We start from the raw sequence: 14,627 nt of genomic DNA, 5'->3' as shown, positions 1-14,627 counted from the left end.
AGCTCGAAGGCCTTAGCTTTGCGAGCATGTCCGACATGGATCCGACCAGGGGGACCGGCGAGATGCGTCCCGGTGCGGCAGCCGACGTCGAGGCGTGCGTGGCGGTGTGGGTCGCGGCGTGTGCCGCCCGCGACGGACGCGCCGTCGACGGGGTCGCCGAGAGGGCCCGGCCGAAGTTCGACGCGGCCGTCGTCTGGCTGGTCGTCGACGGCTCGGACGGTTCCGACGGCATCGACGGCTTCGTCCTGGCGACGCGTCCCGGCAGCGGTCTGACCGGCGACCCCGCCGACGCAGCGGTCCTCGGCCTGCTGGCGACGAGACCCGGGGCCCAGTCCCGGGGGCTCGGGCGCTCCCTGCTGAGGGCGGCGACGCGAGAGCTCGCCGCTCGTGGGCACGAGCGTGTCGTGCTGCATGCGCTGCTCGACGACGTCGGGGCCGTCCGGCTCTACGAGAGCGAGGGCTGGACGGCCGCGGGCGTGCCGTTCGAGCACTCGCTGCTGGAGAGGCCCGTGCAGCGGTTCGAGCGGGTGCTCTGACTCAGTCGCCGCCGGTGCGGGCGAAGCCGGAGCGGAACGCGAAGACGGCCGCCTGGACGCGAACGGTGCCGCGGTGCCTCCGCCGCACAGCACCACGTCCTGGACACAGCACCACGACCAGTCGTGGTGTCGTGCCCACCTCGTGGTGTCGTGCCCGCCCGCGCCGCGCCGTCACCCGCGGTCGGCCACCGCCGTCGGGTCGTCGAGGCGGTGGACGACGCCGTCCTGCCCCGTGACCACCAGGTGCGGACCCCAGAAACCGACGTCGATCGCGTCGGCGGGGGAGGTGCGCCAGAGCTCGCGGTGGCTGTGCCCGTCGAAGGCGACGACGGACGTCCGGCCGTCGACGCCGAACGCGAGGTGGTAGGTGGTCGTGCGCCCCTGGGCCAGCGGCACCGAGTACCCCGGCAGTGTCGCCGTGAAGGCCACGTGCCCGTCGTCGGCGTCGAAGGTCGTGACGGTCGAGCTCTCGTCCGCGAAGCTGCTCGAGGGCGAGACGGACACCTGCACCTGGTCGAACGCCGAGTCCGGCAGGGGGTTCCAGCCCGACTGCACGGTCTGACCGCTGCGGACCGGGACGGTCGTCGTCCAGCGGGCCTCGCCGGTCGAGGGTGACAGGCAGGTGACCGAGACCCGGCCGACGGGGTCGTCCGCGTCGCCGGCGTCACCCGGGCCCCGGGGCCCCTCGACGACGGGGTCGCCACTGGCCACGGTGGCCGTGACGGTGACGCAGCGGTCCGACACGATCAGCGAGGCGTCCCCCGGCAGGTCGGCCGACCAGTCGATCGTGCCGGGGTCGTCCTGCGAGAACGCGACGAGGCGCTGTCCGTCGATCGCCGCGAACGCGACGAGCACGTGGTCGCCCGCCTGCTCGGGCCAGCCGTACGTGTCGTCGTCGATCGGCACGGCGTGCTCGGCGCCGGTCGTGGCGTCGATCACCCGCGGCCCCTCGCCCGCCGTCGTCAGCACGTACAGCTCGTCGTCGAACAGGGTGACGGTCGCCTGGGCCGGTTCGTCCCCCCGCCACGACACCGTGTCGAGGTCGTCGAGCGGGCGCAGCTCGAACTCCGTCCGGTCGCCGTCGTCCGTCGTCGGACCCGTGCCGTCGGCCCCGAAGCGCGAGCGCGGCTGGTGCGAGACGAGGATGCTCGACGACGAGACGCCCTCGACGCGCGTGACCTGGTCGGCGTCGGTCGACTCGACGGCCGCGGACCGGTCGGTCACCTCTCCCGTGGCCAGGTCCAGCCGGGCGAGGGTCGAACCGGTCTCGACGTCGACGGTCAGGGTGGCCGCCCGGCCGTCGCCGTCGGGCGTCACCGACACCGAGCGCACCGCCCGGCCGAGGGCCGTCGCCACGTTCGTGCTCCAGGTCACGTCGCCGGTCTCGCCGTCGACCCGGGCCAGGCGCCCGCCCGCCCCGCCGCACCGGTCGGACAGCTCGGCCGACTGCGCCGCCATGATCGCGTCGTCACCGACCCCGCCGACCCGCAGGTAGTAGGCGCAGCCGTCGGGCGTGCCCGGCGTCAGCTCGGCGGTCAGGTCGGTGCTCCAGACCGTCGCGGTCGGCTCGCCGCGCAGGTCGTCGACCAGCATCGCGGGCCGCGCCGGCTCGTCGTACCGCGGCTGGACCGCGAGGCCCGCTCCCGCGACGGCCACGGTCACGGCGGCGACGGCGCCGACCGTCAGCGCCAGGCGACGAGCCCGGGAGGCGCGGGTCCAGACCCGGCGCAGCGCGCCCGGCACCCGTCCGCCCGGCGCCTGCCGCGGTGACCGCCGTCCACGCCGGCCCGCTCCGGTCGTCTCCCCGCCGTCGCGGTCGTCGTCGTGGTGGTCGTGACCGTCGAGGACGGCCGCGCGGTCGCCGGGGTGACCGGGCACCGAGGCGGGCAGCGTCGGGGAGCCGGCCCGCGCCCCCCAGGCCGTCGGCGGGCGCTCGGGACGCACCGGCTGCCACGACCGTCCGCTCATGCCGACCCCCTCAGGTCGCCATGCTACGAGACGGGACCGGTCCACCGGTATGCTGGCGCGTCGTCCCCCGAGGAGGGGGCCTCACCCCGCCCGCACGACCCCGCCCACACGACCCCGGGGCGCCACCCCGCCCGCACCACCCAGGAGGCAGCATGAGCACCGTCCCCAAGGCCCGGGGTCTCGGCACCCTGTGGCGCACCAAGTCGGTCGAGTCGTCGTTGGCCGACTCGACCGGGCCCGAGAACGGGCTGAAGCGCTCGCTCGGCGTCACCGACCTGACGCTCATGGGCATCGCCGTCGCGGTCGGGGCCGGCATGTTCTCGGTCGGCGCGAACGCCGCGGCCAACTTCGCGGGCCCGGGCGTCACCCTGTCGTTCCTGCTGGCCGCCGTCACCTGCGGCCTGGCGATCATGTGCTACGCCGAGTTCGCCTCGACGATCCCCGTCGCGGGCAGCGCGTACACCTTCACCTACGCCACCCTCGGCGAGTTCCTGGCCTGGATCATCGGCTGGGACCTCATCCTCGAGACCCTCACCGGCGCCGCGGTGCTCGCCAAGTACTGGGGCATCTACCTCAGCACGGTGTTCGAGGGCTTCGGGCTCGACGTGCCCGCCACCCTGTCGATCGGGCCCCTCGAGCTCAGCTGGGCTCCGTTCGTCATCGTCGCCTTCTTCACCGTGCTGCTCGTGCTCGGCACGCAGCTCAGCTCACGCGTGGGCAGCGTCTTCACCGTCGTCAAGGTGGCGATCGTGCTGTTCGTCATCGTGGTCGGCTTCTTCTTCGTGAAGGCGTCGAACTACACGCCGTTCGTGCCCGAGTCGCAGCCCCGCCCGGCCGGCGAGGGCGACGTCTGGACGCAGTCCCTCTTCTCGTTCGTCTCGGGTGCCGAGCCGGCGCAGTACGGCGTCTTCGGGCTGCTCGCCGGCGCCTCGCTCGTCTTCTTCGCCTTCATCGGCTTTGACGTCGTCGCGACCAGCGCCGAGGAGGTCAAGGACCCCCAGAAGACCATGCCGCGCGGCATCTTCCTCGGCCTCGCCATCGTCACGGTGCTGTACGTGCTCGTGTCGATCGTGCTGACCGGCATGGTGTCGTACCGCGACCTCGCCTCGGTCGAGGCCCCGACGCTGGCGACCGCGTTCGACCTCGTCGGCGTGGGCTGGGCCGCCCAGGTGATCGCGATCGGCGCCCTGATCGGCCTGACCACGGTCATCATGGTGCTGCTGCTCGGCCTCGCCCGCATCGTCTTCTCGATGGCACGCGACGGCCTGCTGCCCCGCTGGCTCGCGAAGACCTCGGCCGTCCGCAAGACGCCCGTGCGCGTCCAGGTCATCGCCGGCGTGCTCGTGGCCCTGATCGCCGGGTTCACCGACGTCGGCGTCCTCGAAGAGATGATCAACATCGGCACCCTGTCGGCCTTCGTGCTGGTCAGCGTCGGCGTCATCGTGCTGCGCCGGACGCGCCCCGACCTGCCGCGCGCCTTCCGGGTGCCGCTGTCGCCCGTCCTGCCGATCCTCTCGGCCGTGCTCTGCGTGTGGCTCATGTTCAACCTGACGACGCTGACCTGGGCACGGTTCGCGATCTGGCTCGTCATCGGCGTGGTCGTGTACCTCGCCTACGGGCGTCGCCACTCGCGCGTCGGGCTCGGCGAGGACGCCGCGGCGCCTGCGCCGGCCGTCGACGCCGGTGGCCCGCCGCGCTGAGCGGCACGGCCGATCGACGACGGACCCCGTTCGCGACGACGGACCCCGCACACTCGGGGTTCGTCGTCGTGAACGGGGTCCTCCGCGGTGTGCCCGGCGCAGCGAGGTGACCGGCGCTGCCGGGCCGAGCGCGCCTCCTCGGGGTCGCGAGGCGCGAGGGTCAGGAGGCGCGGGGCGCGTCGAGCGCGTCCACCGCGGCCACGACGTCGTCGACCTCGGTGCGCGTGGTGTAGTCGACGTGGACGTCGGCGAAGACGACCTTGCCGTCACGGTCGACGACGAGGACCGTCGGGAACGGCACGTCGGCGGTGGCGTCGGCGTTGCTGTCGGCGACGTCGAAGCCGAGCCCGCTGTGCACCTCGCGGGCGGCCGCGACCGGCTCGGTCTGGATGCCCAGCGCGCGGACGAGCACGTTGCCCGGGTCGGACAGCACGGGGAACTCGAGCCCGCCGTTCGCGACCGACCGTTCGCTCCCCTCCGGCGTCTGCGGGCTGACGGCGACGAGGGCGACCCCGCGCTCGCGGAGGCGGGGCAACAGCTCGGCCTGGTACGTCTGGAGGGTCAGGTTGCAGTACGGGCACCAGGCGCCGCGGTAGAAGACGAGCACGGCGACCGACTCGCCCACCGTCTCGGACAGCGACACCTCGGCGCCCGACGTGTCGACGAGGGTGGCGTCGACGATCGTGTCGCCGAGCCGGACGGCCGAGGCCGGGACGCCCGCATCACGGAGGCCGGACTGCTCGTCGTCGAACACCTTCGCGGCGTCGGAACCGATCCGGGCGTTGAAGCCCTCGGTGAACTCGCTCACCTGGTCGGCGATGGAGGTCGCGGCGCTGGCGTCGTGGGTCGACATGGGGTCCTCTCGGCGGGGCGGTGGCTCGTCGGGTGCGTGCCCTGGGCGACCGGTCCGCGGCGGCACCCCGGGAGGTGCGGCGCGAGGGGGGACGTGCGGTCACGTCCGGTCGCCGGGGTCGATCGTAGACGGTGCGAGGGGTGACGTCCGTCCCGGGCCGGGTGACGTTCGCATTCGTCCCCGGGCCGGCGGCGGTGGCGTGGACCGGGGGACGCGCGCCGGGACGGGCGTGTTGGCTGGTCGCATGCAGACGTTCCTCCCGTACGCCGACCTGCGAGCCAGCGTCGAGGTGCTCGACGACCGCCGACTGGGCAAGCAGCGGGTCGAGACGTTGCAGGTCATGCGGGCGCTCGTCGTCCCCGGCTACGGCTGGCAGAACCACCCGGTCACGGCGATGTGGCGCGGCTACCGTCCGGCTCTGATGGCCTACCAGGTCGAGACCTGTGCGGCGTGGGCCTCCCGCGGGTTCGCGGACACCTGCCTCGAGAAGACGCTCGCCACCCTCGACGAGGTGCCGGCCGACGCCGCCGCCTTCCGGACGGGCGACTACGACCTGCCACCGTGGTTCGGCCGTGACGACGTCCACCGCTCGCACCGCTCGAAGCTGCTCGCGAAGGCCCCGGAGTCGTACGCCGAGGCGTTCGGCGACGAACCCGCCGACCTCGACTACGTCTGGCCGGTCTCGACGGCGCACGGCACGCCGACCTGACCGGGGCCGCGTTACGGGCCGGTCAGGTCGCGTGCCGACGAGCGCAGGCCGCGTGCTGAGCGCTCGGGCCGCGCGCCGACGCGCTCGGGCCGCGCGCCGACGCGCTCGGGCCGCGCGCCGACGCGCTCGGGCCGCGCGCCGACGCGGGCGGACCGCCTGCCGACGCGCTCGGGCCGCGCGCCGACGCGCTCAGGCCGCGCGCGCCTCCAGCAGGTCGAGGGCGGCGACGATCTCGTCGACCTCGGTGCGGGTGGTGTAGTCGGTGTGGACGTCGGCGAACACCACGGTGCCGTCGCGGTCGATCACGAGCACGGTCGGGAAGGGGATCTCGCCGGTCGCGTCGGCGTTGCTGTCGGCGACGTCGAAGCCGAGCTGCGTGTGCACGGCCCGGGCGTCGGCGCTGGGCTTGGTGCGGATGCCGAGGGCACCGCTCAGCACGTTGCCGGGGTCGGACAGCACGGGGAACTCGAGCGCGCCGTTCGCCACCGACGCCTCGGACCCCTCGGGCGTCTGCGGGCTGATCGCGACGAGGGCGACCCCGCGCTCGCGCAGGCGGGGCAGCAACTCGGCCTGGTAGGTCTTGAGGGTCAGGTTGCAGTAGGGGCACCACGAGCCCCGGTAGAACACCAGTACGGCGGGCCCCTCGCCGACCGTCTCGGCGAGCGAGACCTCGTCGCCGCGGGGCGTCAGCAGGGTCGCCTCGACGAGGGTGTCGCCGGGTGCGACGGCGCCGTCGGGCACGCCGGCCTCGCGCAGGGCACTCTGCTCGTCGGCGAACACCTTCGAGAAGTCGGGGCCGATCTGGGCCGTGAAGCCCTCGTCGAACTCGGCGACCTGGTCGGCGATGCGGCGGTCGGGGGTGGGGGTGCTGGCGTTCGACATGGTCGTCCCCTCGCGGTGACGGGCTCGCCGGGTACGGCCGTCGGGTGCCGACGATCGTAGGCACGTCGCCCGGTGCCGAGCCGGTGCGTCGTCACGCAGCGTCACACGCCGACGCGGACGCCGAGGCGGAGGTGGCCGGTGATCAGCTCTGGCAGTGCGGGCACCAGTACGTGTCGCGCAGCTCGAGCTCGCTCTCGCCGAGCTCGCCTCGGACGATCTTCGTGCCGCACCGCAGGCAGGGCTTGCCCGCCCGGCCGTAGACCCAGTCGGTCGTGCCCCGCAGGTTGCCCGTGGTGGTGCGGTCGACGCGGTCCTTGTTGGCCTGGATGAGCCGGTGGGCCAGGTCGATCATCTTCGGTCGGTTCTCGACCTCGCCGACGGGTCGCGTGGGCAACACGCCCCGCAAGAAGCACAGTTCGTTGCGGTACACGTTGCCGACCCCGGCGAGCACCCGCTGGTCGAGCAGCGCGAGCCCGACCTCGCGGGTCGGGTCGGCCTCGAGGTTCGCGAGGGCGCGGCCGGCGTCCCAGTTGGGGCCGAGCAGGTCGGGGCCGAGGTACGACACGACGCTGTCGTCGTCGTCACGGGCCACCAGTTCGACGATCCCCAGGTCGAAGCCGACGGCCACCCAGTCGGCGGTCTCGAGCACGACGCGGGCCTGGTAGGCCGGGCGCTTCCACTTCGTGCCGTGACGGTAGACGTGCCACGACCCCTCCATCTTGAGGTGCGTGTGCAGCGTCAGGTCGCCGATGTGGTGCAGCAGGTGCTTGCCCCGGGCGACGACGTCGTCGACGACCTCGCCGGTCAGGTCGACCGTGGCGAACGCCGGCACCCGGAAGTCGCTGGCCGTGAGCGTCTGGCCGTGCAGCACCGCGTCGAGGTTCTTCGCGGCACGGTAGACGGTGTCTCCTTCGGGCATCGGTCAGGACCTCAACCGGATGCCGCTCGGCGTGGGCGCGAAGCCGGCGTCGCGCAGCGCGTCGCCGAGCGGGGTGCCCAGCACGAACTCGCCGTCGACCCGCTCGACGGCGAGCTTGCCGATGCGGTTGCGGACGGTCGAGGCCAGCGACCCGGCCGCGAGGGCGAGCTCTCGGTCGTCGGGATCGCCGAAGGTCAGCACGGTCTTGCCGCCCCGCTCGACGTAGACGACGAGTCGGCCGTCGACGAGCACCACGAGCGACCCGGCCTTGCGGCCCGGCCGGTGCCCGGACTTCTTCTTGCCGCCCGCGGCCCCGTCGGCCGTCTCGGCGTGGGTGGACCCCGAGGAGGCGCGGGTCGAGCCCGCCCCGGAGCCCGCGTCGTCGCGCGTCCCGGCGCCGGTCGCCGTGCTCGCCGCCGCCGAGGTGGCGGCTCGTGCCGCCGCGCTCGTCACGGCCGCAGCCTCGTCGGCGGGTGCGCCGTCGAGCGTCTGGCCCGGCCACGGGAGGGCGGCGCCGTAGGGGTTGGCCGGGTCGGTCGCGGCCAGCGTGACCACGGGCACGTCGCGTTGGCGTCCGGCGGCGACCAGGGCGTCGTCGTCGCGTCGGTCGCCCTCGTCGCGGACGAACGACCGCAGTCGGTCGACGGTCGGCCCGGTGGCGAACTGGGCCGCGCCGAGCCCCTCGACGAAGTAGCCGCGGCGCGCCCGGCCGGTCTCTTCGAAGCCGCTCAGCACCTTGTAGGCCGTCGAGAAGCCTCCGCGGACGCCTTCGTTGACGACCGCGCCGCGCGTGACGACGCCGTGCCGCTCGAGCAGGATCTCGGCCGTCGCGGCGGCGCGCACCGTGCCGTCGGGTTCGGCGAGGGGCAGCAGCGACCACCGCCCGCCCACCGTCGGGGGACCGGCCTGGCGGGGCATGGCCACGCGACCGCGACTGCGGTACGACGAGCGGGAGCGGGTGGGCGTGCGCGGCTTCGACGTGCGGCCGCCGCCGACCTGGGTGCGCAGCGGCGCGAACGTGTCGTTCGTGATCTGGCCGGCCCAGACGAGTTGCCAGACGGCCGTGACCAGCGAGTCGTCGTCGGTGCTGCCGACGGCGTCGGAGAGCTGCCGGAAGAAGTACGCACCCCCGCCGGCGAGGGCGGCGAGCACCTCGCGCTGCAGGTCGTCGGTCTCGGCTCCGGACGGTTCGGGCAGCGTCACCTGGGCGCCGTCGGCGAGGTGCAGGCTGACCCAGCCGTCGTGCCCGGGGAGGGTGCCGGTGCCCGACCAGATGACGTCGCCGGTCGCGGTGAGCTCGTCGAGCATCGAGGGGTTGTAGTCGGTCACGCGCGCCGGCAGGATCAGGGACTCCCACGCCGAGGCGGGCAGCGAGACGCCGCTCAGCTGGTCGACGACCTGCACGACGCCGTCGAGCCCTCGCAGGCCCGAGCCCTTCAGCCCGGTGGCGACGTGCTGCCACGCGGGCAGGAAGCGACCGAGGGTCTCGGGGGCGACGGGCTCGACCTCGTGCCGCAGAGCGGCCAGCGACTTGCCGCGCAGCCGACGCAGCACCTCGGAGTCGCACCACTCGCTGCCCTGCTGACGCGGCCGGAACTCGCCCTCGACGACACGGCGCTGGGTGGCGAGCTTGTGCAGGGTGTCCAGGACGACGGCGGTGCCGAGGCCCAGCCGCTCGGCCACCATCGTGGGGGTGAACGGCCCGTGGGTGCGGGCGAACCGGCCGATCAGGTCGCCCAGCGGGTCGTCGACGGGTTCGACGAACGCGGTGGGCACGCCGATCGGCAGGGCGACCCCGAGGGCGTCGCGGAGGCGCGAGGCGTCTTCGATGCCGGCCCAGCGCACCGTGCCGGCGTGGGTGAAGCGCAGCACGCGGTTCGACCACGCGAGGTCGGTCAGGGCGGTCTCGAGCGACCGGTGGGCGTCGTCGCGTGCGGCGACGTCACCGGTCACGAGGGTGGCGGCGAGCCAGCTGCGGTCGATGATCTCGTCGGTGGTCAGGGGGCCGAGCAGCCGCAGCAGGTCGACGACGCCCTCGATGTCGCGGGCCCGACGGTCGGGGGCGAGTCGCTGCAGCTCGAGTTCGTGCTGGTCGATGACGTCGGCGTCGAGCAGCTCGCGCAGCTCGGCACGGCCCAGCAGCTCTTGCAGCAGGCTCGAGTCGAGCGACAGGGCGGCGGCCCGGCGTTCGGCGAGGGGCGAGTCGCCCTCGTACATGAAGGCCGCCACGTAGCCGAACAGCAGCGACCGGGCGAAGGGCGACGGCACCTCGGTCTCGGTCTCGACGATGCGGACGGTGCGGCTGGCGAGGTCGCGGGTGAGGGTCATCAGGGCCGGCAGGTCGTACACGTCTTGCAGCACCTCGCGCACGGCCTCGAGCACGATCGGGAACTGCGGGTACTTGCGGGCGACGTCGAGCAGCTGCGACGACCGTTGGCGCTGCTGCCAGAGCGGGGAGCGCTTGCCGGGGTTGTACCGGGGCAGCAGCAGCGCCCGGGCCGCGCACTCGCGGAAGCGCGACGAGAACAGCGCCGAGCCGCCGACCTCTTCGGTGACGATCTCGTCGAGGTCGTCGAGCTCGAACGAGAACAGCTCGGCCCCGGGAGGCTCGGCGTCGGTGTCGGGGATGCGCACGACGATGCCGTCGTCGGCCGCCATCGCGCCGCCGTCGACCCCGAGCTGGTCGCGGATGCGCGCCGAGACGGCCAGCGCCCACGGGGCGTGGACCTGCATGCCGTAGGGCGAGTGCAGGATGAGCCGCCAGTCGCCGAGCTCGTCGCGGAAGCGCTCGACGACGAGGGTGGTGTCGGTCGGCACGTACGCGGTGGCGGCCTTCTGTTCGGCGAGGAAGGCGATCAGGTTGCGGGCGGCGCGTTCGTCGAGGCCCCCGGCCGCGACGCGGGTCGTGGCGTCGGCCTCGTTCGAGTTCGACAGCTCGCGGACGTAGCCGCCGATCGCCTTGCCGAGCTCGGCGGGCCGCCCGATGCCGTCGCCCTTCCAGAAGGGGACGCGCCCCGGCTGGCCGTACGCAGGCGAGACGAGCACGCGGTCGTGGGTGATGTCCTCGATGCGCCAGCTCGTCGCCCCGAGGGCGAACACGTCGCCGACCCGCGACTCGTAGACCATCTCTTCGTCGAGCTCTCCGACGCGGGCGGCCTTCTCGCCGACCATGAAGACGCCGAACAAGCCGCGGTCGGGGATCGTGCCACCGCTGGTGACGGCCAGGCGCTGGGCGCCGGGTCGACCGGTCAGCGTGCCGTGCACGCGGTCCCAGACGATGCGGGGCCGCAACTCGGCGAACTCGTCGGACGGGTACTTGCCGCTGAGCAGGTCGAGGGTGGCGTCGAAGGCCGACCGGGGCAGCGTCGCGAACGGTGCGCTGCGCCGGACGGTGTCGAACCAGGCGTCGGCGTCGAGCTCGTCGAGGGCGACGGCGGCCACCGTCTGCTGCGCCAGCACGTCGAGGGGGTTGGTCGGCACGCGGAGCTCTTCGATCAGCCCGGCCACCATCCGTTCGGCGGCGACGGCGGAGTGGATGAGGTCGGCCCGGTGCTTCGGGAACAGCACACCGCGTGAGGTCTCGCCGACCTGGTGCCCGGCCCGCCCCACGCGCTGCAGGCCGCTGGCGACCGAGGGCGGCGACTCGACCTGGATGACCAGGTCGACCGCACCCATGTCGATGCCGAGCTCGAGCGAGCTGGTCGCGACGACGCAGCGCAGGCGGCCGCTCTTGAGGTCGTCCTCGATGAGGGCGCGCTGGTCTTTCGACACCGACCCGTGGTGGGCGCGGGCGAGCAGGGGCTCGCTGCCCGCGGTCTGGCCCGAGCCGCCCATCAGCTGGGCGGGGGCGCCACCGCCCACGGCCGGGTTGCGCTGTGATGCGGGGGCCGGGGCGAACGGGTCGACGGTGTCACCGGCCGCGCCGTCGCCGACGCGACCGGCCGCGACCAGCTCGCCCCGCGCCTCCTGGTCGTCGTCACCGGCGTCGCCGTCCGCCGAGGAGGCGCGGGTCGCCGAGGCGCCGGACCGTGCGTCCTCGGTGGCCCGCACGGCGGCCTCGAGGTCGCCGCCCTGGCGTTCGATCCAGATGTCGTTGAGCCGGGCCGTCAGGCGTTCGGCCAGGCGGCGCGAGTTCGAGAAGACGATGGTCGACCGGTGCGCCGCGATCAGGTCGACGATGCCCTCTTCGACGTGGGGCCAGATCGAGCCCTGCGGCGCCGCGCCGGCCGCCGAGCCCTCGAGCGGCGCGGCCGTGCCGAGTTCGGTCATGTCGTCGACGGGGACGACGACCCGCAGGTCGAACTTCTTGTCGGCGCGCGGGTTGACGATCGTGACCGGGGCCGGGCCGGCGAGGAATCGTGCGACCTCTTCGGGCGGTCGCACGGTGGCGCTGAGCCCGATGCGCTGGGCGGGCTTCTCGAGCAGGGCGTCGAGGCGCTCGAGCGAGAGGGCCAGGTGGGCGCCGCGCTTGGTGGACGCCACGGCGTGCACCTCGTCGACGATGACGGTCTGCACGCCCTTGAGGGTCTCGCGCGCCTGGGACGTGAGCATCAGGTAGAGGGACTCGGGCGTGGTGATGAGGATGTCGGTCGGAGTGCGGGCCAGCCGACCGCGGTCGCTCGAGCTGGTGTCGCCCGACCGGACCCCGACCGTGATGTCGGGTGCCTCGGTGCCCAGCCGCCTGGCGGTCTGGGTGATGCCCACGAGCGGCGAGCGGAGGTTGCGCTCGACGTCGACGCCGAGCGCCTTGAGGGGCGAGATGTAGAGCACGCGGGTGCGGTGCAGCTTCTCGTCGGGCGGCGGCGACGAGGCCAGCGAGTCGATCGACCAGAGGAACGACGCGAGCGTCTTGCCCGAGCCGGTGGGCGCGATGACGAGGGCGTGGTCGCCCTGGCTGATGGCCGTCCAGGCACCCTCTTGCGCCCGCGTCGGCGCGGCGAAGGCCCCCCGGAACCACTCGCGGGTCGCGGGGGAGAAGCGGTCGAGAACGTCGGTCATCGGTGCCATCCTGCTCTGCACCACCGACATTCCGCCGGGGGTTCAGCTGAGCACGGTGGCCTCGCCCCGGCGTCCGGACCGTGCCGCGAAGGCGTCGAGGGCCGAGAGGACCTCGTCGGCCCGCCAGATGGTCCCCAGCTTGTACTCGGCCTTCTGCTTCAGGACGCCCGACTCGACCAAGCGACGGAGCAGCGGGTAGACGTTGCTCGGGGCGAGCGACAGACGCGCGGCCGCGGTCGCGGCGTCGAGGACGGGCTGGTGGACGAGCAGGTCGAGCAGGCGCCAGACCGACGAGTCGCGACGTGCCGTCACCCGGGTCGTCCACGACGCCCGTACCTCGTGGAGGTCGTCCACGAGCCTGCGGGCGTTCGCGACCGCGCGCAGGGACGCTTCGGCCGTCAGCCGCACGATCGGGTCGAGCTCGCCCGCTCGGTAGGCGGTCAAGGCCCGGTGGTACGCGTCGACGTCCGTCAGCAGGCCGGCCGAGACCGGCACCGTCACGGATCGAGTGACCCCTTTGGAGCGCAGCATCGCCTGGGTCAACGATCGCCCCGTCCTGCCGTTGCCGTCCGTGAAGGGGTGGATCGTCTCGAACTGGGCGTGGGTCACGGCGGTCTGGACGAGGACGGGTAGATCGTCGCGTCGTGCGAAGGTCAGGCAGTCGTCGAGCAGGCCCGGGACCCGTTCGCTGACGGGGGCGACGAACTCGGCGCCGACGGGGCTGGCGCTGCTTCGGCCGATCCAGACCTGCTCGCTCCGGAGGGCACCCGGCGTGTGTCGCACGTCCGACGCCATCAGCGTGGCGTGCATCGTCAGGACGGAGGCGGGGGTCAACTCGTCGGCCAGGTCGATCGCCGCCGACATGGCCCGCGTGTTCGCCGCGATCAGGGTCGCGTTGCGCTTGCGTTCGTCCCCGAGTTCGGCCGAGAACACGGATCGGGCGTTCGCGGTCAGGTTCTCGATGCGCGACGAGGCGACGGCCTCGCTGCGCAGCAGGAGCGGGGCGAAGGCCGCCACCTCGCCGCCGAGGGTGGCATCGAAGCGGGTCAGTTCGAGAGAGGCGTCCTCGGCGAGAGCGGCGACCTCGGGCGACGGAGCGGGGTCGAGAGCGCCGATCAGCGGGGGCACCGCCGCACGGAACACGGCCGGGCGGAACGGCTCGGTGCGCAGCCCGGCCGTCGGGCGCCCGGACGGCACCCACGCGACCTGCTCGTGGTCGAGGGGAGGCCAGATGGCGGTCACGACACCTCACAAGTCAGAATCCGGTCCGTTCGTTTTATGACTTGCAACACTAAGTCATAATCGCTGTGCCGAGAACGTCATTCGTCACCCGGCGGCGCGACCATCGGCCGACGGCGTCGGCGGCCCCGGCTACGGTGGGCGCATGCCGAACCTGCTGCACCTCGACTCGTCCGCCGACCTCGCGACGAGCCGTTCGCGTGCGATCACCGCGGCGTTCGCCGACGCCTGGCGCGCCCTCGGCGACGACCACACCGTCACCCGTCGCGACCTGCACGTCGACCCCCTGCCGCACCTGAGCGACAGCTCGCTGCACTGGCCGCCGCGCCTCCGTCAGCCGGGCGACGCCCCCGACCCCGCGCACGAGGCGCTGCAGCAGGCGCTGATCGCCGAGCTCGTCGCCGCCGACGTCGTGGTGATCGGAGCCCCGCTCTACAACTACTCGCTGCCCTCGACGCTGAAGGCCTGGGTCGACAACGTCCACCTGCCCGGGGTCACCGCCCCGTTCGACGGCGACGACCAGCAGCCGATGCTCGGGCGTGCTGCGGTCGTCGTGACCAGCCGCGGCGGCTCGTACGACCCCGGCACCCCGACGGCCGGCCGGGACCACGCCGTCCCGGTGCTCGAGATCGTCCTGGGCGCGACCCTCGGCATGCGCGTCGAGACCATCACGACGAACCTCACGCTCAGCGACCGGTTGCCCATGCCCGACGAGGCGCGCGAGCGTGCCGTCCGCGAGCTCGGCGAGGCGATCGAGGCGGCGGTCGCCTCGGCCCGTCGCCTCGGTTGACCGTGTCGTCGCGCGCCCGGGGCGGTCGTCGGG

General features: G+C 73.6%; 10 protein-coding genes. 4 read left to right on the top strand and 6 right to left on the bottom strand.

What is annotated here, in order from left to right; all coding sequences use genetic code 11:
* Window positions 1-26 precede the first annotated feature (26 nt).
* Window positions 27-536 (top strand): GNAT family N-acetyltransferase, encoded by a 510-nt coding sequence (locus tag ABID81_RS08605; RefSeq protein WP_354594384.1) that lies wholly within the window; start codon window positions 27-29, stop codon window positions 534-536.
* A gap of 171 nt (window positions 537-707) precedes the next feature.
* On the opposite strand, the gene ABID81_RS08600 is transcribed toward ABID81_RS08605, so the two are convergent.
* Entirely contained in the window at window positions 708-2,504 is a 1,797-nt protein-coding gene (locus tag ABID81_RS08600) for an outer membrane protein assembly factor BamB family protein (RefSeq protein WP_354594383.1), read from the bottom strand.
* A gap of 152 nt (window positions 2,505-2,656) precedes the next feature.
* On the opposite strand from ABID81_RS08600, the gene ABID81_RS08595 reads away from it, so the two are divergent.
* The gene (locus ABID81_RS08595) at window positions 2,657-4,204 is read left to right on the top strand and encodes an APC family permease (RefSeq protein ID WP_354594382.1); all 1,548 of its coding nucleotides are present in this window, start codon (window positions 2,657-2,659) and stop codon (window positions 4,202-4,204) included.
* A gap of 160 nt (window positions 4,205-4,364) precedes the next feature.
* On the opposite strand, the gene ABID81_RS08590 is transcribed toward ABID81_RS08595, so the two are convergent.
* Window positions 4,365-5,057, bottom strand: a complete 693-nt coding sequence (locus ABID81_RS08590) for a peroxiredoxin-like family protein (protein WP_354594381.1) — start codon at window positions 5,055-5,057, stop codon at window positions 4,365-4,367.
* 244 nt (window positions 5,058-5,301) lie between these two features.
* Here ABID81_RS08590 and ABID81_RS08585 point away from each other — a divergent pair, with 244 nt between their 5' ends.
* The gene (locus ABID81_RS08585; RefSeq protein WP_354594380.1) at window positions 5,302-5,766 is read left to right on the top strand and encodes an MSMEG_6728 family protein; all 465 of its coding nucleotides are present in this window, start codon (window positions 5,302-5,304) and stop codon (window positions 5,764-5,766) included.
* Window positions 5,767-5,955: 189 nt separating this feature from the next.
* Here ABID81_RS08585 and ABID81_RS08580 read toward each other — a convergent pair whose 3' ends face one another.
* The 4 genes from ABID81_RS08580 to ABID81_RS08565 all read right to left on the bottom strand — a co-directional run bounded on the left by ABID81_RS08580 (window position 5,956) and on the right by ABID81_RS08565 (window position 13,807).
* A complete protein-coding gene (locus tag ABID81_RS08580) occupies window positions 5,956-6,648 on the bottom strand; it encodes a peroxiredoxin-like family protein (protein WP_354594379.1) in 693 nt (230 codons plus the stop codon).
* Between the two features lie 142 nt (window positions 6,649-6,790).
* Window positions 6,791-7,567 (bottom strand): DNA-formamidopyrimidine glycosylase family protein, encoded by a 777-nt coding sequence (locus tag ABID81_RS08575; RefSeq protein ID WP_354594378.1) that lies wholly within the window; start codon window positions 7,565-7,567, stop codon window positions 6,791-6,793.
* A 3-nt stretch (window positions 7,568-7,570) separates the two neighbouring features.
* The gene (locus tag ABID81_RS08570) at window positions 7,571-12,565 is read right to left on the bottom strand and encodes an Lhr family ATP-dependent helicase (protein ID WP_354594377.1); all 4,995 of its coding nucleotides are present in this window, start codon (window positions 12,563-12,565) and stop codon (window positions 7,571-7,573) included.
* 42 nt (window positions 12,566-12,607) lie between these two features.
* Window positions 12,608-13,807, bottom strand: a complete 1,200-nt coding sequence (locus ABID81_RS08565; protein WP_354594376.1) for a Fic family protein — start codon at window positions 13,805-13,807, stop codon at window positions 12,608-12,610.
* A gap of 142 nt (window positions 13,808-13,949) precedes the next feature.
* Between ABID81_RS08565 and ABID81_RS08560 the strand changes: the two genes are divergently transcribed.
* A complete protein-coding gene (locus tag ABID81_RS08560) occupies window positions 13,950-14,594 on the top strand; it encodes an FMN-dependent NADH-azoreductase (RefSeq protein ID WP_354594375.1) in 645 nt (214 codons plus the stop codon).
* The last annotated feature ends 33 nt before the right edge of the window (window positions 14,595-14,627 follow it).

Source organism: Frigoribacterium sp. PvP054 (assembly GCF_040547465.1).
GTDB lineage: Bacteria > Actinomycetota > Actinomycetes > Actinomycetales > Microbacteriaceae > Frigoribacterium.
This window is presented reverse-complemented; position numbering and strand designations above follow the sequence as displayed.

Bases quoted from the DNA above. Each gene is read 5' to 3' on its own strand.
- ABID81_RS08605 (WP_354594384.1), top strand. From the start codon at position 27: ATGTCCGACATGGATCCGACCAGGGGGACCGGCGAGATGCGTCCCGGT.
- ABID81_RS08600 (WP_354594383.1), bottom strand. From the start codon at position 2,504: ATGAGCGGACGGTCGTGGCAGCCGGTGCGTCCCGAGCGCCCGCCGACG.
- ABID81_RS08595 (WP_354594382.1), top strand. From the start codon at position 2,657: ATGAGCACCGTCCCCAAGGCCCGGGGTCTCGGCACCCTGTGGCGCACC.
- ABID81_RS08590 (WP_354594381.1), bottom strand. From the start codon at position 5,057: ATGTCGACCCACGACGCCAGCGCCGCGACCTCCATCGCCGACCAGGTG.
- ABID81_RS08585 (WP_354594380.1), top strand. From the start codon at position 5,302: ATGCAGACGTTCCTCCCGTACGCCGACCTGCGAGCCAGCGTCGAGGTG.
- ABID81_RS08580 (WP_354594379.1), bottom strand. From the start codon at position 6,648: ATGTCGAACGCCAGCACCCCCACCCCCGACCGCCGCATCGCCGACCAG.
- ABID81_RS08575 (WP_354594378.1), bottom strand. From the start codon at position 7,567: ATGCCCGAAGGAGACACCGTCTACCGTGCCGCGAAGAACCTCGACGCG.
- ABID81_RS08570 (WP_354594377.1), bottom strand. From the start codon at position 12,565: ATGACCGACGTTCTCGACCGCTTCTCCCCCGCGACCCGCGAGTGGTTC.
- ABID81_RS08560 (WP_354594375.1), top strand. From the start codon at position 13,950: ATGCCGAACCTGCTGCACCTCGACTCGTCCGCCGACCTCGCGACGAGC.